The sequence below is a fragment of the Halosimplex halophilum genome (assembly GCF_004698125.1).
GTDB lineage: Archaea > Halobacteriota > Halobacteria > Halobacteriales > Haloarculaceae > Halosimplex > Halosimplex halophilum.
In genome coordinates this window covers 654,626-680,639 of sequence record NZ_SRHV01000005.1, presented here as the reverse complement: position 1 = coordinate 680,639, position 26,014 = coordinate 654,626, and the positions used below count along the sequence as shown (strand labels likewise).

Here is a 26,014-nt window from a genome sequence, read left to right as displayed (position 1 = left end):
TTCGGTCCAGCTCCGTTCATGCGAACAAACGAGTGTCATAACAGAACAGATTTGACGGGAACCACTTCACTGTGCTGTCAACCCTACCTACATCGTTTTTAATCTCCCCAAAATAACACGGAAACTATTTTCCCATGTAGTATATTTGTCCTCAAAGCATGGCAAGTACACAAGAGGAGGTCGAATCTAGATTCGGGGATTTAGATGAAATTGATGAGGAAGTTCTCGAGGTCCATTGTAAACATATTCATGACCATCCCCACGTTGCGGAGTATGATTCTGCTGGAACTTACTTTGAAAACGAGGTTGGGATCTCGGATATCGCAGACGGATTTTACGATTTACCAGTGTACTGTGCCTCTCGTATTCACTCCTTCGCCCAGAGAGATTTTCTATTACTTCAAAAGAATCCGAACCTTCCCACCGATTGGATTCAGTCAAACGTCCACTGGTCGTATGAAGACCTAGCAAGAGATCTAAAAGAGAGTGTGTGGATGAACTCGCTGCAAACGTCAAAAACAGTGAGTGGATACCTAAATGATTCAGATACTGTTCGTCTTGGACTTAAGTGTATAATTGATGCAGTGCAGTCGGAATTACAATGTGAGTTTGAAGGGAATGCTCTGCGGCAGTCTGACTATGAGGATTATATACAGGTTGAAAAATCACGAGCATATCGGGACGATAGAACAGGTAGCGGTGCAGAACTGGGCAATGGATTCCATGGCGAGTTCGCGTATACAAACCGGTGTAAATTCCAGCATCGCGGATCAAGTGCTAACCCCCGTTCAGCAGATGATGAATGGTTAGCCGATGAGATTAGCGCAATTGCTCCAGAGGTAGTTTTTGCGCTAGGAGGTGACGCATATCGGGGGCTTCGAAACATCGGCTTTGAGAAACTCGAGAAACAGAGTCAATACTCCGATGGAAAGACAGGACGCGTTCTTCGATACGAAGGCAACCGGTCCGCTCTTAAGAGAACCTACGCGGTTCATCTCTACCATCTGGACTATCGGCAAACACTCACCACCGACCGGGACGTCCACGACGCACTAAGAATTATTAATCAAATCTCAGGGTCGCAATAACTCTCTCGGGCCGTATCATTATAACTGGCCCAAAAGAGGTTGTTCAGCACAGGGCAAGCGGCTCGATCGCAATAGTTCGCTGTCTCCGGGTTTCGACCCATTATATACGTCCCATCTACCGGTCAGGAACGGAGGGTTCACAACTCAAGAGTAGTTCAGCATTATTATGTCCCATATTTTTATCACTCTGATTACACCGAAGAACGGTTTTCGTCAAGAGCACTATGATTAGGTTAATGAATGCCCTCAGTCAGGTTATGACAGAATCTAACTTGGATTCTATTCTCGCTGCAGTTGAATCCACAGTCCGTGCAAATATTCTCGCCGATATTGTCGGGCACCCACACGGAATTCCTACGTTAGTTGAGATTGATTATATGAATCCGAATATCGGGCGCTCAGAACTCCAAAATCAACTCTCTGTACTGGAGGAAGAGGAAGTCATCAAGTCTGTAAAGCACAACCAGCAAGTTTTCTATTATCTCACAGAACAAGCGCGGCAGGTATTTGATGAAAACCAAATTTTTGACGAAGAGAGCTATCGAGCTGCCTATCAGGAAGTTACAAAACCCCCTGAAATTATTGAAGTTGAGGAGATGCAGCGACCCTCAACTTCAGGAGACCATCCCTCTCCTCGGGATAAACACTAATCATTCTTCTTTGGAAATATTCAACGGGTTGGCTAATTCCTATTTCTAGGTATTCTGAACCGCCGTTCTTCCGTTGAGGATATGATTCGGTCGTTCATGGTTGTAGTGGTATCTGAAGCGTGGTAACCATTGTTTCGTGCTTCGCTGACTGGCCGACCAATACGTGTGGAAGCGGTCGATCAGCATTGTTACTGTCTGCAACCGTTTTTTCGATGGGTCTCGGATCTGGCGGTCGAGCGGACCGCCAATTCGTGACGGGCAAGAGTAGTCAGACAGCCACTGACATCAACGAGAAGACCTGTCTCAAAATATCGTGTTTCTCAATGAATCAACGCAGAAATACCGACTCGGGGTCATCCCACAGCTGCTGAATATGTCAACATCGAGCAGTAGCTTTGATTCTGTGGTGATAGCGACGTAGAGCCATTTTGTTTGGCCATCAATCTCGATCTGTTTCTCGTCAACCACAGCCTGCGACGGCTTCGCTGTCGGCGGTTCTCTCTGATCTTTAGTCAGCGTAGTGCATCTAGTTCCAGATCGTGCTGGAGAGCGATCGGCACCCAATAAGGCTAAGATGACGACTGTCCTGACTGACGGCTCAGCCGCGTGGAGACACGCCCCAGATTGCCGGACAAGTGACGGTGTGCGTTCGTTCTCCGAAATGTCCTGACTATCCTCATCCGATGTCTCGCCAAGGGGTCTGTAGGTTTCATGGACACTTCCCCCGCGGCAACCTTACCTCTCAAACACGCTCAACTAGAGTGAGCCGACTACTTGAGACATTAAGGATATGAGTAGAATCGCTCAGCTATCCAATTTGAATTGAAGGCTGCTGAAAAGACCAGAGTTGAGTTCTATGTGGTCTCGACTTTCTGAATGATTGATATCCGATCCTGGTCTTTAGTTTTAAATAACTAGTCCTCAATTCCCAATCTGTCGAAATCCAGGCGCGTTCCCGCAAGGGAACAGGTGCTGTGACACCTGTCCTGGGTTTCACAGCTGGAGACTGTTCAACCCATGAAGAAACACGCTGACAATCGTAATGAACACTGTGGCATCGTGGAGGGTGGTTCGAAATGACTCCACCTATTATCCCGAATTTCGATCCATCAGACGAAGACCTCGCCGAATCCCTGTCTCAGGGATTCCATCTCTTACAGACGGAACGTCGCCGGTATGTGATCTGGTGTATGGCGTATCTGGCCCCAGAAGATACCATTACCGTACGAGAGATTGCAAAAAGTATCGCAGCTATGGAACAGGATGTTCCTGAAGAGGCTGTAGTGAATCAGGATTATCGTCCTGTCTATACGAACCTGACACAACATCACTTGCCTGAGCTTGATGAGGCAGATGTCGTTGAATTCGATTCCGATAGAAAGGAAATCTCACCGGGTCGGAACGCCCCTGCTTTCGCGGTTATGGCATCAGTGACTGTTCCAATAGCCCACTTTCTATTAGATCGGAGGCAGAAAGAATAATCGGCTAACATTACAGGGTTCGTGATTATACTGCTGTTCCTACCATGGCTGCTTGATGCCTGAACCGAAACTCAGCGGCATATCAAAAGCTCCTGCATCAATCCAGAAGCTCGCAAGAATCCTCTTACCGGCGATTGAACAGGAATTGGCACCACTAACCCAATCAGACGTTGAAATCTATTCTTGTAATGTCGGCGTGATTGACCACCCCCTTGGTGAACTGTGGAGAGGCACGCTTGAGACCGCCAAAGAGGAGTTCACTCGCGTAGATTTGATCTCCTTCAGTCTGATACCGAGCAAACCAGACAGCTCAGCAAAGTTCCGCTCGGTGTATAAATCGAATCTCGAAAAAAGAGGGACCTTCTTCATATCAGTCTTTGCGGATGGTACCACTAGTATTAGTGCAAGGTACTCTCAGGACGATTTTGAGACGATGGAGACATTCATAAGCAAGTCTAGGGATGAAAGGATAACATTAGATTCTCTGGAATCTGCTATCGATAATGCTGTCAATAAGGACGAGTCAACCAGCTTAGATGGCTGACCTTACAAAGTGGATGATTACCTCTTTGCTGTGCTAATTCACGATCGGACTATGGGCCAGATCATAACCGTAGGAACCGGTTCCAAACACAAAAATCGACTTAGGGCAGTTGAGAAAGACAACGATGAGTCCTGAAGCGGAAGACTTGACAGTAATGGCAATTCACGAAATACTATCTGATCCCCTACGGAGGCGCGTGGTCTACGAAGTACAAACCGCTGCACCAACACAGACTATCTCACTATCTCAACTTGGGAATTCATTGTTATCGACTCAGGAGAAGAAGCTAGAGACACTGTACAAACTCTTGTATCACCGTCACCTTCCATACATGAAAGAAAGGGACGCGGTGAAATGGAACTCTCAGACCGGTCAAATAGAGGCAACCAAGAACACGGAGTGTCTGTATGACTATATGATGAACGTCGAAGGAGGGATCTGACTATGGGCCAGTATCATTGCCTCTTGACCGATGAACCGTCTGTTATCCCTCCCCGATCTTTGACAGGGGGTCAGAGATAAATGGACTATTCAGGGTCGGCGGAAGTTCAGAAGTATCTCTCTGAAAACCGTGAGGATGTAATGAAGATGATTCGCAATGAGGATGAATTTCTCCGAGCCCTTGGTTTCGCTATTCTACTCGAGGGGGGTGATAAGGCGGATACAGAGTTAGTTAAACGAGAATTAGAAATGATCGAGAACCTGGATGAGGAGTATGATTTCTACTGATCTATCGTAGTTGGCACTACCCCTCTATCATCCTCATCATCGTCTCTTTCGTCCGCATTCTCATCATTGTCTTCTCCATCACCGGCCCCACCATTTCTCCCTTCATTAGTGCCCTAATCATCGCTTTCTCCCGAGCCATTTTCCTTGACATTGTGCCTCTCCATTAGTTCCTGGAGGCTGTCCCCAAAGTCAAGAATTTCCGGATGCTGACGGACGACTTCTGCCAGCTGACGTGCTGTCTCGATATTTTCCTCGGTTAATTCGCCGTTCGTGACTAGGTCGATGAGGTCTCTTCGAGCCTGATCTTTGACTGGACTTTCAACATCTCGGTGTTCTGCTTCCTTCGCAGCATCTGTGTTGAATCTGGTGGAACACCAGATGCACTCGTCGGGATAACCTGGCGTCCAGCGTGAACAGTTCGGACATTTCACCGGTGCCGGATCAGGAAGCTCCTCATGGTCTGAATCCGGAAGATCCGATTCGGCTAGCCCATCGCTTTTTGATATTTTGTCGTCTGTCCCGCTTCCGAATCTATTGATATAGGCGTTGACGATGTCACTTCCGGTCTTCCAACCCTGTCGTTCTTCAAGGTCTCCTCTGCCGATCTCTTCTCTACTAGCCAGTATACTTGATCTCGATTTCCGGAACTGACGGAGATTTGTTGGTTTATTTATATCTACACGCGTTGCAACTTTTCTCGGAATTATTCTTCCAAAGCTGTCATTCGCGAGCTTTTTGTTCTCAGCAAGCTGGGTCCATATCGGGGTTTCACGGGTGAATCCTCCCTCTTCATCATTTGCTGGGTGGCTCTGTTCAAGCCACATCTTTAGGAACGGTGCCGCGATTACCAAGCGCGGGTCTCTTTGTGGGGTGTTCTTTCCTCCTATCGTAATCTGGAAGAAGTCACCATCAGGCGACACATCTCCATACGTGAGGTCGCGGATTTCGAATGGTCTTGCTCCTGAATCCCAAGCAACTACTATGAGTGCTCGGTCGCGATCGTTCTGACAGGCTTTGAGTAACGGTACGACATCTTCGTGCCAGAGTAGAATTTCCCTCTTCTTTGGGGCCGATTCGCTCGGTTTGCTTTTGTCTCCTCCATATATGATCTCCATCGGTTCTGGGAGAGTTCCATCGTTTAGCACTTTCCCAAATTTTCGGAGTGCGCTTCGATAGTGGAACTCAGTTTTTGACGCCCATTCGATCCACTTGCCCTTCTCCTCGTCATAGTACTCCCCTCCTTTGAGCCAGTCCAGGATGTCAAGGACTGCCTCATCTGATTCAAAGAGCTCAGCGAGGGCAACTCCATGAGCGTCTCGACGGCGAGCGATCAATGCAACATTTTCTAACACCATTTGATGCCAGTAGTCACTGCAACCGTCGTGCGATAGCAGGACATCAAATTCGTTGAGTTTTTCGCGGTCTTGCGGGTCCATGTCTGATTCTTTGATTATGTTTCGAACTCTGTTCAGCGCCTTTGATGCGTGATCCGTCATCTTTCTCTTTTTTTCAGGAGCAGGTGCTTCATCATACGTTTATATACGGACCCTCCGGTGATGACCTGTGAAGGGATTTGAACCCTCCAGACCTGACCACCGGAAGTGCCGTATATAAAGGGCCGAAACCCAGGGACGGCGGGCAGTTGCGACTGAGACGGCTGTTCTGTACTGGACAAAATTATGTCCCTCCCCAGTCCTGTTGGTTGGTCTGCTGGAGTTGCTGCTTCCGTAACTCCATCTTCTCTTTCTCGTCGCGCCGGTCGTAGTGGATATCTATCACTTTCTTTGTGATATCCATCCTTCTACAGACAGCATCAACTGGGGCTCCTTTACGGAGTGACTCGGTAATCTGGCCTCTCCGAAGAGTGTGAGGGCTCTGCGAGGACGGACAGTCGTAGGCCTTGTTCGCTTCTATCCTGGCTTCGCAGTCGGCTACCTCGACATCGTGCGGACAACTTTGATCAATCGCACAGGGCCGACTCCATCGATAGACATCACGCTGGATTGTCGTCTTTGCAGCTCGACCCTTTGGGGTGGCGATTAGCGGTTTCCGGCCCTCTTCATCCTTAACCTGGGGATGATTCGATTCGAGGTAATCATCGATGCATTCGCACGTGGCCTCTGAAATGAAGACACACCGCTCTGCTTGTGCTCCATTCTTCAGTGGAGTCTGCTCAGGCCGGTGATGCAATTCAATGTGTGGGACGTCAGCTTCGGGATGATAGTCCTCTACGTCGGTTCCATGGAGAGATCCCGTTCTGATCCCTGTCGACCAGAGAATTAGCCACGTCACATGGGCGCGTGATGCGTACTCGTACTTCTCGAGATGCTCGATTATTCGCTCAGCTCTGTCCTTCACTATTGCATCTTCACGCGCTTCTTCCGATTTCTTGAGGAGCGGGATTTCAACCCGGTCAGGCAGACCAGGTTTGACAGCATTCATCCGTTCACACCACCGGAGGAACACTCTCAACGTAACCTGGCTCGCATGTTCGGAAGTCTTGTTCAGGTTTCCCTGCTCAAGCCGCCATCTCCGGTAGTCCTGCAGGTCACGGCCAGTGAGTTCGTTGAGTTCAACTTCTTGTTCTTTGAGGTACTGGATGAACCATTTCAGTCGCTGCTGATGAGTCTGTACCGTCAGCTGCCGAGCATTTCGACTCTTATCGCGCAAGTACTTCTTCAGTGCTTTATCGGGAGGAAGCGGTTCAAGCTCCGCTTCTAGAGCTTCTCGGAGCACCTCCTGAAGCTCTCCCGACGCACGCGGGCTGTCTGCTTCGTATTCTTGCATTGGTTTGTGATGTATCTACTGGCCCCAGACACTGACGCAGAAACCCTTTGTCTGTGGAACAGCTACCCACAGTCGGGCACGCGTAGTGTCCACGGTTCGGTGATAATGGGGTTACTTTGGAAGGTGACTGCCCATTATCACCGTGCTTTCACCGAATGGGAAATCTCTGGTTTCCCATGATCCAGAGGTGGCCTGCGAAGGTCCTTCTCAGACTCGGACCACCACGATTATTTCATCCTTCTGTCGTCGATCACTCTATCATAATCATATGGCTCTGTATCCATAAAACTCCGCATTGGGGGCTCTATGGGATGATTTCGGAGAGTGGTCTCGTGCCTTATCTGTTGGTTGGCGTCTGAATTACTAGCTGTTGCCGACGCAAATATAGTTGCCTTCAAAAATAGGGGTGCTGAACACGCAAAAATTCGTTTTCCAACAACAATGGACCTAAACTAAAATCCCCTTATATATGCGTTAGCGGAGTGAGGGGTGGTTGAAGATATAAATATAATTAAATTAATGCGGTCCTTGGAGTAGTGAATGAGAGAGAAACAGATGTGCTCTATGTCAAGTTCTGCGTGTCAACTGTAGTCGATACAGCAGCGAAAAAAATTGTGCTTGAACAATAGGCTGAGCGCTTGGTACCGAGAGTTTCGTGAACAGGTGCTCATTGCCACTGTCTACAACGTTGAACAAGCCATCAAAGGGTGGTTCCTACACCTTCCGTGGATTCAATAGAGCAGTGGATTCAACAAAGCACTGCTGGTTAGTATCCAGAATCCATCCGACTCTCTGAGGGACTTGTCTGATTTACCTACGTGATCCGCACAACGGAGACAATTCTCCACAGTACCACATACTGTCGTCGTCGTCGATACTTTCTTTCTGTGCTGACACATACATTGCCATATGCCCACTCCATTCACCCGGACGAAGTACACTGATTGGTTCAACTACGATATCCGGGTAGAACCCGAAGAAAATCACTACGTTGCCCACATCGAGGCTGAACCTTCGTCAAGAAAAGACGACATTGACACCGTAACGACTGACGAGTGGAATCTTACCATCGGTTCAATTCCTTCTTTCGTGGGTCTGGAACAGAATAACCCACAAAAGCGGTCTGCAACATTTACAATCGCCGACTCGGACACCGATGCCACCCGGGGCACGATTAAAGCCGAACTAGTGCAGGAGACTGATACAGATTTCAATACCGACAGAAATTCTGTTCCAGTTCAGGTTACCGTTCCCGCTGCCGGCCCTCTCACGATAGCACACCGGCTTTTAGATGAAGCTCCGGACTCAGAACCGTCCTATGATCTCATCGAAGCTATACACGACACCTACGACGAAGATAAACCATACAATGAACTCAACGAGTTCCGAAGCGATATCGCCCAGGTATCCGATATTTTCTCGTATCTAGATTTAGTAAACAAGCTCTGCCTCCATTCAGAACAGCTCAAACAGAGCCTCTCGAATTCGATCGAACGATTTCTCGCAAAATCACTCCTCGGAAGGCCGGAGAAGGAACGGTGTCTGAAAGATTCAGACACATACGATGATGTCCTCGAACGTTTCCACTCAGAAACATACCCTGGTCTTCCGTCAATTAATACTGACCTCATCCAGTCAGAATATCTCAGACGGTATTGCACTGCTGACGATCCACAAACGACTCCCACAGATTACGGTTTCGACAAGACTCCATCTGCAATTCTCTACACTGACTGGGGAGCCTACAAACTCGCACAGGGGGTCGTTGAACATGGCCCTAAACGGGTTCAGGAAGCACTTTTAGACCTCATCTCGGATGAGGGCCAATCACTTATTGGGCAAGGTGATGGTGAAGCAGACATCAAAGAGTGGTACGAAAAGCAGAAAGAGCAAGCACTGAACGGTGATCTGTCCCTTTCAGAACGTGCTAACCTTCTGGCAGAGATTATCCGATACGCAGCAACACTCGACACACACGAATTCGAATATATCCTCTCGAATTACTGTTATCGGAAGGGGATCAATGCCGACGATCCGACTTGGGCACAGACTTTATTTGAAGCTACTGCACTGCTGTGTGATTCAGACCATTTGGATATTCCCGTCTACCACCGGAAGGCAAAAATATTTTATAATCAACAAAAAGCACTCCAGTTCCGCTTCGACCACGACATTGATGATACCATCGGCCAGCAAGAGCGATACGAATCTGCTGAAGAGCACTACCGGAGCGCCTGCAGGCTAGCCCGTACTGAAACAAACGAATTCTCACCGCAACCCTCTCTCGCTGCCCAGACGCGTCAGAGTGCAGCAGCAATGGCAGTCCGACGCTTCACGGCACAGAATGAATTCGATCAGGCACTTGACGAACTGAATGAGGCCCTCGACACTCTCGACGAGATACTAGATGATGACGCACCGGATTACGAACAGATATCTACACGGCTAGAAGCCGAACAGAAAGCAATACTTGGGCACAAATACCGCGAACAGGGAAACTTCCGACAAGCAATCGAGCGGTTTTGGGAAGCCCGTCGACTGTATGCGGACTCCTCGAAGCACCACTCGAAGGCACGAATGGCTGAGTACATCGAATCGACATTCAGACAACTCGAAGAAGACGGGCGAGGAACAGCACAGGCCGAAGCTGTCAAAACAGCCGTTCGAGACGCATATGACGAACGGTGTGCAGTATGTGGCAGTCGCCGTCACTCACCGACCGGTGACCCGGAAGTTGAGGTGGCCCACATCAAAGCAAAAAGCGACGATGGATTGTACGTTCGGGAAAATCTCCTCCCACTCTGCCAGTTCCACCACTGGGCCTTCGACAATGACTGGTTCTACGTCGGCAATGACTATACTATTCAGGTCACTGATGTGACTACTGTTCCCGGCTATGACGATCTCTCCGACATCGACGGGCAGCCCCTCAAAGAACCAGACGTAGACGACTTCCCCCAGCCACACCAAATGTTCCTCACGGCTAATCGGCAGGCAAACCAGTTTGCTCCAGACGAACCACCGGATGAGATTTCACCGCCTGACATCTCGTCTGAAACTGATGCTCTCAGCCATGGAGCCGAGCGATACCAGTGGAAAGATAAACTGGACACCGGCATCCAGGGTACACAGAACGAATTGATTGCCAGTCCGGAAACTCTCCTGTAATATTTTAAAACCGAAAGGCGAGAGAGTCGTCGACAGATGGAGGGGGAATACAGAACGCTCAACACAGAGGGTATCTGTAGCAATCGCTGTGGCGAACAGTCAGAGTGGAAGGTCAGATAGTTCTCTCGGTTACCCCCTGTGCAGTCGGTGGATCGAGTGAGGCGTGGGGGTGCTTCGCCTTCCGTGCGTAGAGGCTATCACCATCTCTGTAGACGATGTTTTTGTCACGGAGGTTCTCAAGGAGCGAGCGCGTTCTATCTTGAACATCCCGCTGACGTCTGTCATCTGCGGGCATAATGCGATTGTAACGTTCTCTTGCATCCTCCCATCCTATATCGAGAAGTGAGGCGCGGTCCACCCCGGGGTTCCGCATGAGTTTATGGAAACATGACTGGAGCATGAGTGACGCCTGACGCCCGAGTCGTTCCGGCGCTTGGCGGTAGAGAGTGTTGACGTAGAGGAGATACACGCCACCTCGAACCCGTTCGATATAGTCATTAGAGAGGTCCTCTGCCGCAGCGGCCACCCTGCTCGGAACGATTTTTTCAAAATGCTCCCGATTCTCAGCCAGCTCGTGATACCGCCTCCCCTCTAAGCCGAGACCCTCCTCCGTCGTGAGCCACGGAATTAGCTCAAACTGCCCTTGCAGATTTAATGCATTTACCGCATCCTCCAGATTAGGGCGCACCGGTTCGCACGCGAAGATGCGGCGTGTGTCAATTATGGTCCCGTTCATCTGTTTCCGGACCCTGTCCTTTGCCTTTTTACCAGAAAGCCGGGTTACTAAAATCGGGTTCAAAGCAGGGTCACCGTCAGAGGAATAATTGGCAACCTGATCTAATTTACTATGAGATTCGTTGATGTAATCCAGCCCATTGTAGACTTCTATGGGAAAGAGTTCACCGTTGATTTCGAGCAGACCATCCACAGGATTCGGGAGACCCCGGAAACGCCGATAGTAGCTTCCAGTCGGTCCAATATCGTCGATTACTCCATCTGAGAGTTCTCCCTCAATCTTGGAAAGGGCGACATAGAGAGCGAGTTCGGCAATATAACCAGAGGCATCATCTTCTCCCGTGAGAAAGTCATAGACCACTCCTGTCGGTTCCAGGATAGCTGAATCGGGGCGGGCCGTGTCCGACGACGCCATGTACGGCAGTCCGCCGTAAGTAATTTTTTCGAGTTCACCACGTTCTTCGAGTTCGAGGAGGGCTGGACCCGAAAAGTCCTGATAGACGCCCGCGCCTTCGAGTTCGAGTTGAAACAAATTAGCTGGCCAGATTGGGTAGGTCTGAACGCGGTTCTTGGCCGTTTGTTTTACGTACTTGTAGATCCGCGGAAGCCGTAAGCTGGGGACAGGTATCTGGTCACGCATACCACCACCTCCTTAAAAAGACACACAGGAATTGGATGTAGGCCACACCTGTCCCTCGTCCCATTTCCGAGAGTCATTGAGGCACTTGATTGTTAGTTTTTGGGTGAATAGGGTGCAGTGGGATTGAGGATTAACCGATACGCGCTATGTATTCAGCACGTCGCGCTGAACATCAACGCTATTTAGTAGGATCTACTGCTGTATGTTGGCGTCTTGTATCTTGCACGACTCCAGGAACGTATCCGTATCTGGTATGGCTCACAGTCATAACTTCGTATGTCTACTTACCAGCGTATTCAATCCGCTCTACAATGAAAGCAACCATCCTGTAAATAGTCTCTAATCCTCAAACTGTTTATGAATAGTTCTATTCCTTAAAGGAGATGGATGCAATATGGCAGATAAGGGTGACCAATTTGAGACCTTGCGTGAGGAGCTTGCGGCACTTCGAAGAGGAGTGCTCGATGCCGATGATATCCGTGGCCGCTACGGCGAGACGGAAGAAATTGAGCGATCGATTGCGGCTGCTCGTGCCAGGCGGATACAGGCTCTGACTGAGGAGGAACTCGACTCTTTGCATTCTGTTAAATTAGAGAATTAAAAATCCTCAATACTGTCGACTATAATGGTGTACCATTGTTGCAAGCTCAGCTGGTAAGAGGACTTCCCGAGCCTGATGAACCTACAATACAGATTGTCGTTCAGAAGTTAGACCCCTCTGATACCAAAAGATCTGCTGGAGGACCGTGATTTAGAATTTGTCCGAATATTCTCTACGCTGTTCCATCTTCTGATGCTCATCGCGTTGGTCGTAGTGCTTCTCCAGCACATCTGTTCCAACGTTTGCTCTATCACTCACCACCTTCTCTGGGACATCTTCAGCAAGCCAACTCGTAATCGCCCCTCGACGAATACCGTGAGGAGGTATACTTGAGGGACACTTCGAAGCAGCATGACGCTCCGTCGCTTCACAGGAACCGATATCACGGTCGTGAGGACAATAATCGGCGAACTCACAGGGGCGAGTGATCCGATAGATTATCTGCTGGATGGTACTCGGATGAAGTCGACCGTATTCAGATGCAAGGAGAGGTTTACGTCCATGATCGTCTACTACATCAGGACGTTTATCCTGTAACCAGTCATCCAGCAGCTCGCAAACGCGCTCATTCAGGGATACATGGCGCTCTCCCTTCTCTTGATTCTTTAGTGGGGTCTCAGAGCTATGCGTTACTTCGATATACCTCTCTTTTGGGTAGTAGTCGGCTACGTCAAGGGAGTGGAGTGCGCCTCGCCGCATGGCTGTTGTATAGGCTAGCTCCATGACCAGATGACGGTTCGAGGCGTACTCGTATTTCCGGAGAAATGTGAGAATTTCCTCGGCCCGGTCGGACTCTATCATCTGATTCCGAACCTGTTCTTCGGTGCTGAGGCTCGGAAGCAGGATTTTCGTATGTAGATCCGCCTTCACAGCTTCAATTGATTCCAGCCATTTCACGAAGACTCGAAGAGTTACCAGCTGTGTTTTCAGCGAGACCTTCGAAAGGTCACCTTCGTTTTTTCGCCAGGTCCGATATTGGTATAGGTCGCGTCCACTGAGTTCGTTTAGATTCGTTATTTCTTCCTCTCGACACCATTGTCTGAATTGATTGAGCCGGGATCTGTGGGATCGTAGCGTCGCGTTCGCAACTTCGTTTCGTCGATGGTCAAGGTACAGTTCTACGGCCCGTTCTGGGCTGATTGGTTCTAGGTCCATTGTTACTTTCACGGACCCTCTAACAGCTGGGGAGTGACTCAGTCTCAGATACCCGAGTAATATCCACGGTTGCGTAGAATCTACACGTGTTCCCCGCGGGCTCGTTCTCCGAGAGTCGAACGGTGCGGACTCCCGTCTCCGTGCGCTCCCGAGATCGGTGTCCGACCGACGGAGGGCCGAACGCGGCATCGCCGCGACCGCGCTCAGCAGGGGTAGATACGGACGTTCTTGAGGTTCATCTCGTCGGCGGTCGTCCAGATGTCGAGTTCCCACTTGGTCTTGACATCGGCCCGGCCCGTGTCGGCGCGCGGGACGCCGACGGGGCAGTACACCGTCTCCCAGTTCGGACCGACGGAGAAGCTCGTCTCCGCGCGGGGGAAGTCGTCGAAGGAGTCGGCGCGGACGGTCACGTCCCTGACGCTGTCGGGGACGCGCGCGTCGAACTGGACCATCATCGTCGTGAACTGGGGGTTCAGCTGGATGTCGCGGGTCCGCAGCCCGCCGAAGACCTCGTCGCCGGTCGACGACCCGATCGTCCAGAAGGGGTCGGCGCGGGCGTTGTCGACGACGGGTTCGTTCCCCATCGGGAGCCAGAAGCTGTCCGCGAAGTCGTCGAACTTCGGCGAGGACTCCTGGACGATGTCCCCCTCCGGGAGCGTCCACGGGATGAGCAGCCCCCCCGTCGAGGAGGCGACGTGCAACTCCCCCGCCTCCCGTTTCTCGACGAGGTAGTCGAAGATCTCCTCGAGGCGCGGCCAGTCGTCGACCTTGTGGCTGTGGAAGAACAGCCGCAGGCGACCCTTCGGCCGCTCGGTCAGCCGGTCGATCATCGCCTTGGCCTCGGCGGCCGTGTGCTGGTCGGGTCGCTCGATCAGCGCCGAACTCTGGCCGTGCTTGGCGGTCGTCGCGGTCGCGGCGTAGTCGTCGCCGTTGGTCGCCCAGCCGTGGCCCGAGGCGGCGAACAGCGACCGGACGGCGTAGAACTGCGGCTCGTCGAGTTCGCCCATGTTCAGTCCCCGGCCCTGCCTGGGCTGGAGGTGCGTGACGGGGAACCCCTTGGCTTCGAGGTCCCGCTTCTGCTCGCGGACGATCCGCAGCAGGTCCGACATCTCCTCGACGCCGTCGCTGTTGTTCCCGGGCTCGGTCAGCCGACCGCCCTCGTCGACGGTCCCGCTGCCGGTGTAGAGGCCGACCTCGCAGCCGTCAAGCAGCATCTCCTTGAGCTGGTCGGTGCTGACGAGGCCCTCGGCGTCGTCTTTCTCGATGCGCGCCGGGGTCGCGCCCATCATCCAGGGGAGGCCCCGTTCCTTCATCCGCGGGTACAGCTCCTCGTACTCGGCGATGTGGCTCCCCTCGCTGTGTATCATCACGACCGGCGTCTCGCGGGTCGGATACGTGGCGATGTGGCGGGGCATCTCCATCGGCCTGCTCGGCGGCGCCGGGCTCGCGATGCGGCCGGCCGCCCGCTCGTCGAGCGAGCAGCCGTGGACGTACCCCTCGGTGGAGCGGACCTGGTTCGCGTTGATCTGGTCGGCCTCCCGCGTCGCGGGAGTCCAGGCGTCGCCGTCGCCGTCGTACACGGCGCCCGTGTCCGTCGCAACGAACGTGGCCGCCTCGTGGGGCGTGTAGTTGCCGAGGTTCGCCTCCTCGTCCCTGACGACCAGCCGCTCCTCGATCGTCGCCATGTCCGGCGAGTGCGTCCAGTCGGTCTCGCCCGGCTCGTACCGGTGGAGGTCGTGATTGGGAGTGCGTTCGACCATCGCTATCGCCCCGTCGGACTGCCGTAGGTCGCGGCGCCGTACCCCGACCGACCGTTCGTTCGATCGCTCCCCGCCGTGTCGGCGGACCCGGCATCGGTATCCGTGGTCTCGCCGGTGCCCGGGACCGCGCCGACCGCGTCCGCGTCCGGCCGCGTCCCGACCCCGGTCGCGCTCGTCGGCCGACCGGCCGTGACAGCACCGTACCCGGTCCCAGCGGACCCCCGGTCGCGTCCGTTCGACCGCAGTTCGCCGAGTCCCGTTCCGACGGGGGCCCCGATCGCCAGCCTGATCAAGTTGCGTCGCGACAGTTGCAAGGTGTTCACCTGCCGAGGCGATCCCACGGGGCGACAATTAGTTATCAATCGTATTCGACGGAGTAGGCACCGTATAACCGCCATTCGGGTCGCGCTCGGCAGGTCCTCGCACGGCCCATCGACGTGAGGTCCGACCGATTCGTCCGCGAGCCGCCGCCCGGGGCGACGGCGGGATCCGATCGCCGAACATGGATAGATAGAAAAGTCCGGGGGAGCAACTGCCCGATATGAACGTTCCCTACGACCTGAGCTCCTACGTCCGCGTGCTGAAGCTGGCCAGCACGCCGTCGTGGGACGAGTTCTCGCAAGTCGCGAAGATCGCCGGGGCCGGGATCATCCTCGTCGGCATCCTCGGCTTCCTGATCTTCGTGATCATGAACTTCGTGCCGGGGGGGCCCTGAGATGGGTATCTTCGCCGTCAAGACCACGGCCAGCCAGGAGCGCACCGTCGCGGACATGATCATGAACCGCGAGGAGGAGGAGATCCACGCCGCGCTCGCGCCGGACTCGCTGACCTCCTACGTCATGGTCGAGGCCGACGACTCCGCCGTCTTCGAGCGCATCTCCGACGAGATCCCTCACATGCGCGGCGTCGTCCCCGGCGAGTCCGGGCTCAGCGAGGTCGAGCACTTCCTCTCGCCCAAGCCCGACGTCGAGGGCATCGCCGAGGGGGACATCGTCGAGCTCATCGCCGGCCCGTTCAAGGGCGAGAAGGCCCAGGTCCAGCGCATCGACGAGGGCAAAGACCAGGTCACCGTCGAACTGTACGAGGCGACGGTCCCGATCCCCGTCACCGTCCGCGGCGACCAGATCCGGGTCCTCGATTCGGAAGAGCGGTAGGCTAGCGGTCCGGCATCCGGCGGCCGCGCCGCCGGTTCCCCGCGACGAGCGGAGCGAGTCGCGGCTTTTTGACTCGTCCCTTCACGGAATCTGCAGCGAGCGGAGTGACGGTGAGCGACGGCGACGGGGAGACCCGCCGAGCGGGGCGTGGCGTCACTCCCGGATCCAGTCGGCGACCCGGTCGGTCCAGCGGCCGGTGGCCCCGTCGGCGGGGTCGGCCCCGTCGACGGGGTCGGCGCTTTCTCCGGCGGGGGCGGTGACCCGGAGGCCGACGGCGACGGCGACCGCCGCCAGGGCGGCGCCGGCGACCACGTCGGTCGCCCAGTGGATGCCGAGGTACATCGTCGAGACGGCGATCGACCCCGCGAGGGCGGCGGCGACGGGCGTCCACCGGGGGTAGACCTCGCGGTAGCGGTAGGCGACGAGCGCGACCGTCACGGACAGCGAGGTGTGCAGCGACGGGAAGACGTTCGTGTTGCGGTTGACCCGGCCGGTCAGCAGTTGCGCCTGCGGCCAGTGGGCGTACAGCAGCGAGTCGACCGCCTCCGGCGTGACGTTCCGGGGGCCGTAGGAGACGAACAGGACGTAACAGACGAGCCCGAGGGCGTAGTTGACCGCGTAGGCGACGAGCAGCGTCCGGACGGGGCGGTCGCTCCGGCAGGCGAGGTAGGCGACGACGGGGAAGGTCAGCAGGAAGGCGTAGCCGAAGACGTAGACGGCGCTGAAGTAGGTCGTCAGCGGCGGCGTCGCGAGCGACTGGACCCAGGCGACGAACCCGCCCTCCAGGGCGTGGATCGCGCCGGTGATGTTGACGCCGATGAGCCAGGAGAGCTCGACGCCCACGTCGCGGACGACGCCGTTGACGGCGAGGACGACGACGAGCAGCCCCAGCGTCGGCGCGACCGCGCGGAGGTTCGCCCGCACCCGTCCGGGGGCGCCGGCCAGGCCGTCGCGGCCGACGACCGCGACCAGTCCGAGCAGGTGCAGGGCGACGACGCCGGCGGCGACCTGCGCGAGGACGGTTGCCAGCCCCATCAGTCACGCTCCACGAGGGCCCCGTCGTCGTACTCGTACCCCGCCTCGCGGAACGCGTCCCGCGCGGCGTCGACGTCGACCGCGCCGTTCGACCCGAAGAAGGGCGTCACCGGGTGTTCGTCCTCGAACCGGAGGTCCGGAGGAACCAGGTCGGTCCCGGCCAGAGGGCTCGCCGCGGGCCAGCCGTAGCCGTCGAACACGTCGTCGACCAGCGCCCGCTGGTCGACCAGGTGGCCGAGCGTGTTCCGGAACCGCGGGTTCGTCAGCGGCGGCCGGCGGGCGTTGTAGCCGACGACGTACGGCGAGGGCGACCGGCCGACGACCAGGTCGACCCCCTCCGACCGGCCGATCCGCGGGATCGTTCCGGCGCCGACGGCGGTCCCGGTCACGTCCGCGTCGCCGCTCGCGACCATCGAGACGGCCGTCTCGTCGGTGCCGACGACGGTCACGTCCACCCGTTCGAACGGCGGGAGCCCGTCCACGTCGGCGGGCAGATCCGCCGGCGGGTCCGCCGCGAGGAAGTGGTCGTCGAAGCGTTCGAGCACGAGGCGGTCGCCGGGGACGTTCCGCTCGAAGGCGAACGGTCCGCTCCCGACCGGCGGGACGTTGTTGGTCACGAGCGCCTCGGAGGTCGCGCCGAAGTCGACGCCGCCGACGGAGGCCGGACTCGCTCGCTCGCGCCAGACGTGGTCGGGCAACACCGGGACCGTGAGCGCGCGCGCCGCGACCCCGGCGGTACACTCGGTGAACCGGATCTCGACGGTCCGCGAGTCGAGCGCCTCAGCGTCGGCGACGAGGCTGCTCCGGCCGCGGAACCGGGGGGCGGCCACCGCCGCGTCGTCCTCGGTCGCGGTGTCGGTCCCCGCTGTCGTCCGCCCGAGCGTCACGTCCGAGAGCAGGGCGTACGTGAGCGCTACGTCGGCCGCCGTCAGCGGCTCGCCGTCGTGCCAGGTCAGCCCGTCGCGGAGCCGGACGCGCGCACGCGGCCGGCCGTCGACCGTCTCGAACTCCCAGGTGTCGGCCAGCCAGGGCTCGACCCCGCCGGTCTCGGCCTCGTAGCCCAGGGAGTCGTACAGCAGTCCGGTGAGGACGCCGGTCCACCGGAACTCCGCGGCGAGCGGGTTGAGGTTCTCGGTGGGTCGCCGGTCGGTGATCACGGCGCGTAGCGTCGCGGGGTCGTCGGAGGGCGCCGTGGCGGTCGCTGTGGCGGTCGCGCGCGAGGCCTCCCGGGAGCCCTCGTCGAGCGAGAGGTAGCCCAGCGGCGACTCGAAGTCGATCCCGTGCCACCCGTCGAAGCGGCCGTCGCGGACGGCCCGGATCTCGTCGGGAAACGCGACCAGCGAGAACGGCTGGGTGCGGGCGACGCTGCGCTGGACGGCCGCGAGCGCCTCGCGTCGCGCCTCGCCGGTCGCGGTGCGCTGCTCGACCAGCCGGTCGTCGACGTCGAGGTTCGCGTAGCCGAACGGGTTCTGCCAGCCCGGCTCGGAGCCGAACCGCGAGTGCAACAGCGGGTAGAGCCCGTCGCCGTCCCGGAGGCGGGCGGGGATCCGGCCGACGAACGCGTCGAAGTCGTTCCGGATGAGCACCTGGCGGTACAGCTCCTCGGGGGCGACCGGCGTGACCGACACTTCGAGGCCGGCCGCCCGGAACCACCCGGCGACCGACTGGGCGACCCGGAGGGCGTAGGGGTCCGCGTCGGCCGGGAGCGTCTTGATCCCGACCGACACCGGCGACACCGACTCCCAGCCGGTGGCCGCGCGCAGCCGGCGCATACACCCGGCGGTCCCGAGGGTGGCCCCGGCCGCGAGCGAACCCAGCAGCTTGCGCCGCCGGTTCGAGGGCGGCGCGTCCGGTCGATCCCCCATCTCTCCGCCAGTTCGGCACCGACGGCATTATCTGTTGGGAAAGGCTGCCGTCGGGCGAACGCGGGACCCGCCGCCGTTCGGCGGTCGCGATCACCGTCGTCCGGCGACCGCGACTACCTTCGCGTCGGCGAGCGCGGGCGGCGTCCGTCGAACGCGGGCGGCGCCGACCGGCTGCGACGACCGGCGCAACGATCACCCTATGTACCGCGGACCCGATTCACCGACCGTGTCACGCCGAGGGAACCTCCGCCTGCTGCTGGCCGCGGTCGTCGTCCTCGCGACGGCGACGGTCGCGGTCGGCTACGTCGCGGCCGAGCGGTCGAACGACCGGGTGACCGGCGACCCGTCGGTCGAACAGGCGCTGCGCTCGGGCGACCGCGGGGCGGTCGTCGGACCGCGCGACGGTCGCACCGTGGTCGCGACCGACTCCAACGCCTTCGTCAGCGACGAGAACGACGGCCCGCGCGCCCAGGCCGAACTCGTCGCCTTCGCCCGCGACGGGGGGATCTACTACCACGAGAACGACCACACCCGCTACTGGGACGTCGACCCCGTCGCGGGGACCGAATCGACCGTCGAGTTCGTCTACGCCGACCACCTCGACGCCGACGAGTGCGACGGCTCGGTCTGCACGCGCAACGGCGTCGAGCGCGTCAACCTCACCACCGGCGAGTCGACCGAGGTGTACAGCCGGGTCACGCCCGGCAAGCACTCGACCCGGTGGCACGACGTCGACCGGATCGACGACGAGCGGCTGCTCGTCGCCGACATCGACCGCGACCGCGTCTTCGTCGTCAACACGACGACCGAGCTGATCACCTGGGAGTGGTCGGCTCAGGCCGCCTTCGACGTCGACAGCGGCGGCCCGTTCCCCGAGGACTGGACGCACCTCAACGACGTGGAACACGTCGAGATCGACGGCCGCGACGCCGCGATGGTCAGCCTCCGCAACCACGACCAGGTCGCGTTCATCGACTTCGAGCGGGGACTGCTGGAGGAGTGGACGCTCGGGTCCGACGGCGACCACGACACCCTCTACGAGCAGCACAACCCCGACTACATCCCGCCCGAGCACGGCGGGCCCGCGCTGCTCGTCGCCGACTCGGAGAACGGCCGCGTCGTCGAGTACCAGCGCGAGGACGGGACCTGGAACCGGTCGTGGACCTGGAGCGACGCGCGGATGCAGTGGCCCCGCGACGCCGACCGCCTGCCCAACGGCCACACGCTGGTCACCGACTCCAACGGCGACCGGGTGTTCGAGGTGGATCGGTCGGGCGAGGTGGTCTGGACCGCCACGATCGGGTTCCCCTACGAGGCCGAGCGGCTGGGGACCGGCGAGGAGAGCGCCGACGGCGAGAGCGCGGCCGCGCTCGAGTTGCCGAGCCGCGAGCCGGAGCCGGGGAACCTGTCGCTGTCGGGCCGTGTCATGGCGGCGCTGCCGCCGTCGGTCGCCAACGGGATCGCCTACGTCTTCCCGCGCTGGGTCGGCGTCGTCGAGGGGATCGCCATCCTCGCGCTCGTCGTCGCCGTCCCGCTCTGGGCGCGCCTGGAGTACCGCTGGTCGGACGTGTCCGTCGGGGTCCGTAACCCCCTCCGGATCGACCGGAAATGACGGCGAGCGGTGCCAGGGACCGATCGATCGCGCTCGCGCCCGTCCGCTGGCTGCGGCGCACCGCGCCGCTGGACGGGCGGGACGCGCGCTGGCTCGGACTGGCCGTCCTCCCCGGCGTCGTCGCCGTCGTCGTCTACCTGGCGACCAACCCCTACCCGGCCTACGGCGGCGGGCTGTACGCACAGATCGCCGCCGAGATCGCCGCGAACGGGTACGCGCCGCCGGCGACCGTCCCGGGATACGCCCTCCCCGTCCCCTTCGCGTACCCGCCGCTGCAGTTCTACGTGTTCGCGCTCGCCCTCGACCTCGGGCTCGGCCCCCTGACGGTCACCCGGTTCCTGCCCGCCGTCGCCGTCGTCGCGGGGCTGGTGCCGGCGTACCTGCTCGGGCGGGACTACACCGGCTCGCGGGCGGCCGGGACCGCGACCGCGGCGCTGATAGCGCTGAACCCGCAGGTGCTGGAGTGGCACGTCTCCGCGGGCGGCGTCGTCCGCGGGTTCGCGTTCCTCTACGCCCTGACCGCGGTCTACGCCGGCTACCACGTCTTTACCGGCGACGGCCGGCGGGCGATCGCTGCGGGTGCCGTCGCGGTCGCGCTGACCGGCCTCACGCACCCGACCTACGCGCTGTTCGTCGTCGCGAGCTACCTCGTGTTCTGGGCCGGGCTCGACCGGTCGATCCGGGGGCTCGCGCGCGGACTGGCCGTCGGCCTGGGGGCGCTCGCGCTGGCGAGCCCCTGGCTCGCGTGGGTCGTCACGACCCACGGCCCCGGGGTGTTCACCGCGGCGGCCGGGACCCACGGCGGGATCGGCGGCGGGCTCGACCAGCTCGTCGAGAGTCCCTCGGTCTACCGGCTCGCCCCGTTCGCGGCGGCCGCCGCGGCGCTCGCCGCCCGCCGCGACGCCGTCGTCGCCGGCTGGACCGTCGCCGCGACGCTGCTCTTTTTCCAGCTGCGGTTCCCCTACGCCGTCGGCGCGCTGGCCCTCGCGGTCGCCGGCGTCGGCGCCGCCGAGCGGGTCGCCGCCGGCGGCTGGCCCGCGGCGCTCTCCTCGCCGCGGCGGCGGGCTGGGGCCGCGGCGGCCCTCGTCGTCCTCGCGAGCGCGGTCGGCGGCGCGTATCTCGCCGCCGAGACGACCTCGACGACCGACGGGACCACGCCCTCGTTCCTCGACGACGAGTCGGTCGCGGCCGCCGAGTGGGCGGCCGCCGAGACGCCCGCGGACGCCCGGTTCCTCGTGCTCGGCGACGCAGCCGAGTGGTTCCCCGCGCTGTCGGGGCGGTCGATCGCCGTCGGCCCGTGGGGCGTCGAGTGGGCCAGCGCCGGCGCGTACGACCGGCAACTGACGGCGTTCGAGGACGCCTCGACGTGCAACAGCGCGGCCTGCGTCGAGGCGGCCGCCGCGACCGTCGACGCCGACCCCGAGTACGTCCTCGTCCCCAAGGGCCGGTACACCGTCCGCGGGGAGACCGTCGTCCAGTTCGGCACGCTCGAACGTTCCTTCGCGGTCGCCGACGGCTGGACGCGCGTCTACGAAACCGACGGCGTCGTCGTCTACCGGGCGGTCGGTTACGGTGATCCGTCCGGCTAGTTCGGAACGCGTCTGGGTCCCCGAAGGACGCGCGACGGCCGAAATCAGTGGTGAGGGACCGAACCACCACGGGTAGTCACGTGATCGGACTGAAATCGAACACGTGATCGGCGTTATCACTCAGTGAAAAGCCGCGGAACTGTTTTGACAGATAATACCACTTTGTCTCGTCGGGCAATGTTCGAACGGATCACATCTGTCGCGAGTGGAGAAAACGGGGCACCGACGGGCGTGTTGCGACGCGTCGGGCTCGTGATTCTGTTACTACCGATGAGTACGTTGTATCCGCTGTTGTACCTGCGGCACCGAAACGAGGAGGGTGAAACGTGGTTCGATCAGTCGCCGATGACGGCGGTCCCCGGGCTGCAGGCGGACTTCTGGTTTCCAGCGGTGGTGTACGGATTCGTCCTCTTCGGTGGCGGAGTGGTGGCGAGTTACGCGGTGCCCACCATGGCGGCCCCGGCGGACGGGGTGTTGCTCGGACTCGGGCTCGTCACGGGCGCGGGCGTCGTCACATACCTGTATCACGCGAAGGGGATCGACCGAGCGTTTCTCAGGCGGACCGGGTACGCGACCGCTATCGGTGTCGCTTACGTCCTCGTCGCAGCGGGTCTGCTACAGGCGGTCTTCCGGTACCGTGCGGCTAGCCTGGTCGGGTCTCCGGAGTACCTGCTGCGTGCGGGATTGCCCTTCCTCCTCGGTTCGATGGCCGGCAACGGGTACGCGGTCAAGTGCGAAGAGTACAAGCAGGAGTCCAAGCGCGAGGGAGAGAAGGATGAATCGCAGTCCCACATCCGGACGCGAGCCAGTAAGGGGACCGAGGTCAGCGATTCGAAGGGGCAGTCGATACTGGAGTCATTTCAGGAACAGTCCTGGATGACGCCGGACGATCTGGCGACGGGGAGCGAGATCGATCGGACGCGGACGATCGAGCCGTTCCGAGACATCGTCAGGGGGCTCTGGGTCGAAGAGACGCTCTATGAGAAGACCGTTCCGAAACCGGCCTACCGAGACGAAAAGCGGAAACACCGGACGGATTACAACAGCCGGAGCGAGGTCGCGCCGAGCGGATTCGAGAGCAAGACGTACACGTTCTTCGTTCCCAATTCCCGCGCCGAGCAGACGTGCGGCGACTGTCGGGGGTCGGGAACGCTGACCTGTGGGTCCTGCTCGGGGAGCGGTCGCGTGACCTGCAGGTCCTGCAACGGGAACGGAAAAGCGGCCTGCGGACGGTGCAGCGGGGAAGGGCGGATCATCGAGACCCGCAAGTGTAGTGTCTGTGGCGGGAGCGGCGAGAGCAAACAGGGCGTCTGGTGTAGCAGCTGTGGCGGCGACGGTTACACCGAAGAGAGTCACAACTGCCCGGACTGCAGTTACGGCGAGGTGGACTGTGGCACCTGCGCTGGCCGCGGGAAGGTCACCTGCGACAGCTGTTCCGGCAGCGGGAAACACACCTGCGGGCAGTGTCAGGGCAGCGGGAAACTCGTTCAGTATGAGTACGTCGAGCGGTCGTACTCCCCGGATTCGGACGTCTCCTACCGGACCAAGAGCGTCCCGAAGCAGTTACTGACCGACGCGGACGGGAAGCGAGTCAGCAGAGACACGGACAGAAATCCCAGCAAGAGCGGTCTGTACCGCAAACAGGAGGAGACCAGAAAGATACCGGTCACTGTCGCACAGTACGAGTACCTCGGCGACAAGTGGGAAGTCTTCGAAGTGGAGAACACCATCGAAGCGCTCGATTTCCCGCGGGACTATCAGAAGCAGTTCAGAATCGTACAGGTCGGCGTCTTCCTCCTGGCCCCGGCGTACGTCGCGGCGGTGGTCGCTCTCTGAGTGCCGGACCAGCGCGGTCGATCGGGCGACGAACGGTAGTGTGACGCCGCATCGGTCCGACACTCCCGTCTGGTACCGACGGTACCGTGTTCACAGCCCGCAGTCGCCGCAGAGATGACCCGAACGACCGTCTCACGACGGGATATCGGGACCGACAGACGGCGTCGTGGAGTGCGACGAGAACTCCGGTTCAGTGGTCGGCTGATATTCAAAGGCCCCGGTCGGAAACAGAGTTCGTCGGGTCCCGGCCGCTCGTTCAGAAGACGCCGAGCACCGCCCCGGCGAGCCCGAGGACCCACGTCACGATTCCGATGGCGGCCGTCCGGCGGTCGCCGCGGGCCGTGCCGTACGCGAAGACGGCGATCGCCCCCAGCAGCGCGAGCCGGTGGACGACGAGGCGGATCGGGACGACCTGGACGCTGACGAGCCCGAAGTCGAGGAGGAAGCCGGCGCCGAGGCCGCCGGCGGAGAGCAGCGCGACCCGGTCGGGGTCGCGGTCGCGCCCGAGCGCGCGGACGGCCAGCGGCGGGCCGGCGACGAGGGTGGGGTACAGGGCCGCGGCGATCAGGTTCGGGTCGACCGCGGGGAACAGCAGCTCCGCGGCGACGCCGGCGCTCCGGACGCCGAGGACGGCCCCCGCGAGCGCGGCGGGGATCAGCGTCTCGGCCAGCGGGAGCCGGCGCCGGCGGACGGCGACCGGGAGCGCCGCGCCGACGAGGACCGCGGGGGCGAACTCGACCACGGTGATCCACCCGTCGCTCCCGCCGCCGCCGTGGCCGTGGTACTCGCGAGTGAGCCCGTCGACGAACCGCTCGTCGCGGAGGTCGCGCTCGACAACCTCGGCGCCGGCCTCGACGCCGGTGACGGTGTGGCGCAGCCGGTACCAGTCCCAGTACTCCGTGTGGGCCTGCAGGGCCGTCCAGTTCCCGACGTGGGCGGGGTAGGCCCGGACGTGGGTCCGCTGACCGAGGTAGGTGCCGACGCCGAGCTGGTAGGTCGACTCGACCCACTGGCCGCGACGGCCGTCGGCCGCCGCGACGTAGGTGTAGCGGGCGCTCCCGCGGGCCCGTCCCCACTCGGGCCCCGGAACGTCGCCCCCGTCCCAGACGGGTTCGGTCACGTTCCCCTCGCCGTCGACGCTCGTCCAGTTGCGGCCCGAGCGGTCCTCGAAGGCCCGCCGGACGCGGTCGGCGTCGCCGCGGACGACGACGTTCAGCGCCAGCGTCCGGCCGGCGACCGACCGGCGCTTGCTCGTGTACGGCCAGACCGCCCCCTCGACCTCCACCGGCGAGACCAGCCGCTCCGCCGACGGGGCCGCGGCGCCGGGGTCGAACGGGGCCGCGGCGTCGCGGTCGAGCGAGTCCGCCGGGCTCGCTGTCGCGGTGCCGGCGACCGGGTCCGACCCGCCGCCGGCGACCGGTCCGGCGAGCAGCACTGCGACTGCCACTGTCGCGAGCGCGACCGCGGTGACCGGCCAGCGCCGTCGCATACGCCGACCTGTGCGCCGAGGCACTTAGCTTCGGGCGTGGTCCGGGTCCGCCGTCGGGGGCTCTCTCCCCAACGACAAGACACTTACATCGGCCCC

Annotated in this window: 20 protein-coding genes and 1 pseudogene; 12 read left to right on the top strand and 9 right to left on the bottom strand. The window is 59.7% G+C overall.

Translation table 11 applies throughout. From position 1 onward, the window contains the following. Positions 1 to 158 precede the first annotated feature (158 nt). Positions 159 to 1,088: a uracil-DNA glycosylase family protein gene (locus E3328_RS19575; RefSeq protein ID WP_135366316.1), complete on the top strand. Its 930-nt coding sequence runs from the start codon at positions 159 to 161 to the stop codon at positions 1,086 to 1,088. A gap of 236 nt (positions 1,089 to 1,324) precedes the next feature. Further along, on the top strand, positions 1,325 to 1,738 hold the full coding sequence (locus tag E3328_RS19570; protein ID WP_135366315.1) for a helix-turn-helix domain-containing protein: 414 nt from the start codon (positions 1,325 to 1,327) through the stop codon (positions 1,736 to 1,738). A 45-nt stretch (positions 1,739 to 1,783) separates the two neighbouring features. Here the strand turns inward: E3328_RS19570 and E3328_RS19565 are convergent. Continuing rightward, positions 1,784 to 2,401: pseudogene (locus tag E3328_RS19565) on the bottom strand (IS6 family transposase). A 413-nt stretch (positions 2,402 to 2,814) separates the two neighbouring features. Here E3328_RS19565 and E3328_RS22915 point away from each other — a divergent pair. The 3 genes from E3328_RS22915 (at position 2,815) to E3328_RS19550 (ending at position 4,492) form a co-directional block, all read left to right on the top strand. Continuing rightward, a complete protein-coding gene (locus E3328_RS22915) occupies positions 2,815 to 3,219 on the top strand; it encodes a DUF7344 domain-containing protein (protein ID WP_449404988.1) in 405 nt (134 codons plus the stop codon). A gap of 55 nt (positions 3,220 to 3,274) precedes the next feature. Then, on the top strand, positions 3,275 to 3,763 hold the full coding sequence (locus E3328_RS19555; RefSeq protein WP_135366313.1) for a hypothetical protein: 489 nt from the start codon (positions 3,275 to 3,277) through the stop codon (positions 3,761 to 3,763). A gap of 522 nt (positions 3,764 to 4,285) precedes the next feature. After that, the gene (locus E3328_RS19550; protein ID WP_135366312.1) at positions 4,286 to 4,492 is read left to right on the top strand and encodes a hypothetical protein; all 207 of its coding nucleotides are present in this window, start codon (positions 4,286 to 4,288) and stop codon (positions 4,490 to 4,492) included. A 113-nt stretch (positions 4,493 to 4,605) separates the two neighbouring features. Here the strand turns inward: E3328_RS19550 and E3328_RS19545 are convergent, their stop codons facing one another. Together E3328_RS19545 and E3328_RS19540 are read right to left on the bottom strand one after the other, a co-directional pair. Next, positions 4,606 to 5,928, bottom strand: coding sequence for a site-specific integrase (locus E3328_RS19545; RefSeq protein WP_167837485.1), 1,323 nt, complete (start codon positions 5,926 to 5,928; stop codon positions 4,606 to 4,608). Between the two features lie 241 nt (positions 5,929 to 6,169). Continuing rightward, the gene (locus tag E3328_RS19540; protein WP_135366310.1) at positions 6,170 to 7,279 is read right to left on the bottom strand and encodes a tyrosine-type recombinase/integrase; all 1,110 of its coding nucleotides are present in this window, start codon (positions 7,277 to 7,279) and stop codon (positions 6,170 to 6,172) included. Positions 7,280 to 8,188: 909 nt separating this feature from the next. Between E3328_RS19540 and E3328_RS19535 the strand changes: the two genes are divergently transcribed. Beyond that, entirely contained in the window at positions 8,189 to 10,447 is a 2,259-nt protein-coding gene (locus tag E3328_RS19535) for an HNH endonuclease (protein WP_135366309.1), read from the top strand. A gap of 112 nt (positions 10,448 to 10,559) precedes the next feature. On the opposite strand, the gene E3328_RS19530 is transcribed toward E3328_RS19535, so the two are convergent. After that, entirely contained in the window at positions 10,560 to 11,822 is a 1,263-nt protein-coding gene (locus tag E3328_RS19530) for a THUMP domain-containing protein (RefSeq protein WP_135366308.1), read from the bottom strand. A 394-nt stretch (positions 11,823 to 12,216) separates the two neighbouring features. Here E3328_RS19530 and E3328_RS19525 point away from each other — a divergent pair, with 394 nt between their 5' ends. Then, entirely contained in the window at positions 12,217 to 12,423 is a 207-nt protein-coding gene (locus E3328_RS19525; protein WP_135366307.1) for a hypothetical protein, read from the top strand. A 150-nt stretch (positions 12,424 to 12,573) separates the two neighbouring features. Here E3328_RS19525 and E3328_RS19520 read toward each other — a convergent pair whose 3' ends face one another. Together E3328_RS19520 and E3328_RS19515 are read right to left on the bottom strand one after the other, a co-directional pair. Beyond that, positions 12,574 to 13,578 (bottom strand): tyrosine-type recombinase/integrase, encoded by a 1,005-nt coding sequence (locus tag E3328_RS19520; protein ID WP_135366306.1) that lies wholly within the window; start codon positions 13,576 to 13,578, stop codon positions 12,574 to 12,576. A gap of 203 nt (positions 13,579 to 13,781) precedes the next feature. Next, entirely contained in the window at positions 13,782 to 15,338 is a 1,557-nt protein-coding gene (locus E3328_RS19515; RefSeq protein WP_135366305.1) for a polysaccharide deacetylase family protein, read from the bottom strand. A gap of 541 nt (positions 15,339 to 15,879) precedes the next feature. Between E3328_RS19515 and E3328_RS19510 the strand changes: the two genes are divergently transcribed. Together E3328_RS19510 and E3328_RS19505 are read left to right on the top strand one after the other, a co-directional pair. After that, positions 15,880 to 16,053, top strand: coding sequence for a protein translocase SEC61 complex subunit gamma (locus tag E3328_RS19510; RefSeq protein WP_135366304.1), 174 nt, complete (start codon positions 15,880 to 15,882; stop codon positions 16,051 to 16,053). A 1-nt stretch (position 16,054) separates the two neighbouring features. After that, positions 16,055 to 16,492, top strand: coding sequence for a transcription elongation factor Spt5 (locus E3328_RS19505; RefSeq protein WP_135366303.1), 438 nt, complete (start codon positions 16,055 to 16,057; stop codon positions 16,490 to 16,492). A 153-nt stretch (positions 16,493 to 16,645) separates the two neighbouring features. On the opposite strand, the gene E3328_RS19500 is transcribed toward E3328_RS19505, so the two are convergent. Both E3328_RS19500 and E3328_RS19495 read right to left on the bottom strand, forming a co-directional pair. Then, positions 16,646 to 17,527, bottom strand: coding sequence for a phosphatase PAP2 family protein (locus tag E3328_RS19500; protein ID WP_135366302.1), 882 nt, complete (start codon positions 17,525 to 17,527; stop codon positions 16,646 to 16,648). Continuing rightward, on the bottom strand, positions 17,527 to 19,392 hold the full coding sequence (locus E3328_RS19495; RefSeq protein ID WP_135366301.1) for an ABC transporter substrate-binding protein: 1,866 nt from the start codon (positions 19,390 to 19,392) through the stop codon (positions 17,527 to 17,529). The genes E3328_RS19500 and E3328_RS19495 overlap by 1 nt, the downstream gene beginning before the upstream one ends. A 199-nt stretch (positions 19,393 to 19,591) precedes the next feature. On the opposite strand from E3328_RS19495, the gene E3328_RS19490 reads away from it, so the two are divergent. From E3328_RS19490 to E3328_RS19480, 3 genes are all read left to right on the top strand, one after another. Then, positions 19,592 to 21,004, top strand: a complete 1,413-nt coding sequence (locus E3328_RS19490; RefSeq protein WP_135366300.1) for an arylsulfotransferase family protein — start codon at positions 19,592 to 19,594, stop codon at positions 21,002 to 21,004. Continuing rightward, a complete protein-coding gene (locus E3328_RS19485) occupies positions 21,001 to 22,593 on the top strand; it encodes a glycosyltransferase family 39 protein (RefSeq protein ID WP_135366299.1) in 1,593 nt (530 codons plus the stop codon). Before E3328_RS19490 ends, E3328_RS19485 begins: the two co-directional genes overlap by 4 nt. A gap of 177 nt (positions 22,594 to 22,770) precedes the next feature. Next, positions 22,771 to 24,429 carry a hypothetical protein gene (locus E3328_RS19480; protein WP_135366298.1) on the top strand — a complete coding sequence of 553 codons (1,659 nt, stop codon included), beginning with the start codon at positions 22,771 to 22,773 and terminating at the stop codon, positions 24,427 to 24,429. 256 nt (positions 24,430 to 24,685) lie between these two features. Here E3328_RS19480 and E3328_RS19475 read toward each other — a convergent pair whose 3' ends face one another. After that, complete coding sequence (locus E3328_RS19475; RefSeq protein ID WP_135366297.1) at positions 24,686 to 25,918, bottom strand: hypothetical protein; 1,233 nt, start codon at positions 25,916 to 25,918, stop codon at positions 24,686 to 24,688. Positions 25,919 to 26,014 lie beyond the last annotated feature (96 nt).

Excerpts from the sequence above, each read along its gene's own strand:
- E3328_RS19490 (WP_135366300.1), top strand. The coding sequence starts at position 19,592 with ATGTACCGCGGACCCGATTCACCGACCGTGTCACGCCGAGGGAACCTC.
- E3328_RS19525 (WP_135366307.1), top strand. The coding sequence starts at position 12,217 with ATGGCAGATAAGGGTGACCAATTTGAGACCTTGCGTGAGGAGCTTGCG.
- E3328_RS19540 (WP_135366310.1), bottom strand. The coding sequence starts at position 7,279 with ATGCAAGAATACGAAGCAGACAGCCCGCGTGCGTCGGGAGAGCTTCAG.
- E3328_RS19535 (WP_135366309.1), top strand. The coding sequence starts at position 8,189 with ATGCCCACTCCATTCACCCGGACGAAGTACACTGATTGGTTCAACTAC.
- E3328_RS19475 (WP_135366297.1), bottom strand. The coding sequence starts at position 25,918 with ATGCGACGGCGCTGGCCGGTCACCGCGGTCGCGCTCGCGACAGTGGCA.
- E3328_RS19510 (WP_135366304.1), top strand. The coding sequence starts at position 15,880 with ATGAACGTTCCCTACGACCTGAGCTCCTACGTCCGCGTGCTGAAGCTG.
- E3328_RS19530 (WP_135366308.1), bottom strand. The coding sequence starts at position 11,822 with ATGCGTGACCAGATACCTGTCCCCAGCTTACGGCTTCCGCGGATCTAC.
- E3328_RS19555 (WP_135366313.1), top strand. The coding sequence starts at position 3,275 with ATGCCTGAACCGAAACTCAGCGGCATATCAAAAGCTCCTGCATCAATC.
- E3328_RS19480 (WP_135366298.1), top strand. The coding sequence starts at position 22,771 with ATGTTCGAACGGATCACATCTGTCGCGAGTGGAGAAAACGGGGCACCG.
- E3328_RS19570 (WP_135366315.1), top strand. The coding sequence starts at position 1,325 with ATGAATGCCCTCAGTCAGGTTATGACAGAATCTAACTTGGATTCTATT.
- E3328_RS19520 (WP_135366306.1), bottom strand. The coding sequence starts at position 13,578 with ATGGACCTAGAACCAATCAGCCCAGAACGGGCCGTAGAACTGTACCTT.
- E3328_RS19505 (WP_135366303.1), top strand. The coding sequence starts at position 16,055 with ATGGGTATCTTCGCCGTCAAGACCACGGCCAGCCAGGAGCGCACCGTC.
- E3328_RS19550 (WP_135366312.1), top strand. The coding sequence starts at position 4,286 with ATGGACTATTCAGGGTCGGCGGAAGTTCAGAAGTATCTCTCTGAAAAC.
- E3328_RS19575 (WP_135366316.1), top strand. The coding sequence starts at position 159 with ATGGCAAGTACACAAGAGGAGGTCGAATCTAGATTCGGGGATTTAGAT.
- E3328_RS19495 (WP_135366301.1), bottom strand. The coding sequence starts at position 19,392 with ATGGGGGATCGACCGGACGCGCCGCCCTCGAACCGGCGGCGCAAGCTG.
- E3328_RS19515 (WP_135366305.1), bottom strand. The coding sequence starts at position 15,338 with ATGGTCGAACGCACTCCCAATCACGACCTCCACCGGTACGAGCCGGGC.
- E3328_RS19500 (WP_135366302.1), bottom strand. The coding sequence starts at position 17,527 with ATGGGGCTGGCAACCGTCCTCGCGCAGGTCGCCGCCGGCGTCGTCGCC.
- E3328_RS22915 (WP_449404988.1), top strand. The coding sequence starts at position 2,815 with ATGACTCCACCTATTATCCCGAATTTCGATCCATCAGACGAAGACCTC.
- E3328_RS19545 (WP_167837485.1), bottom strand. The coding sequence starts at position 5,928 with ATGGACCCGCAAGACCGCGAAAAACTCAACGAATTTGATGTCCTGCTA.
- E3328_RS19485 (WP_135366299.1), top strand. The coding sequence starts at position 21,001 with ATGACGGCGAGCGGTGCCAGGGACCGATCGATCGCGCTCGCGCCCGTC.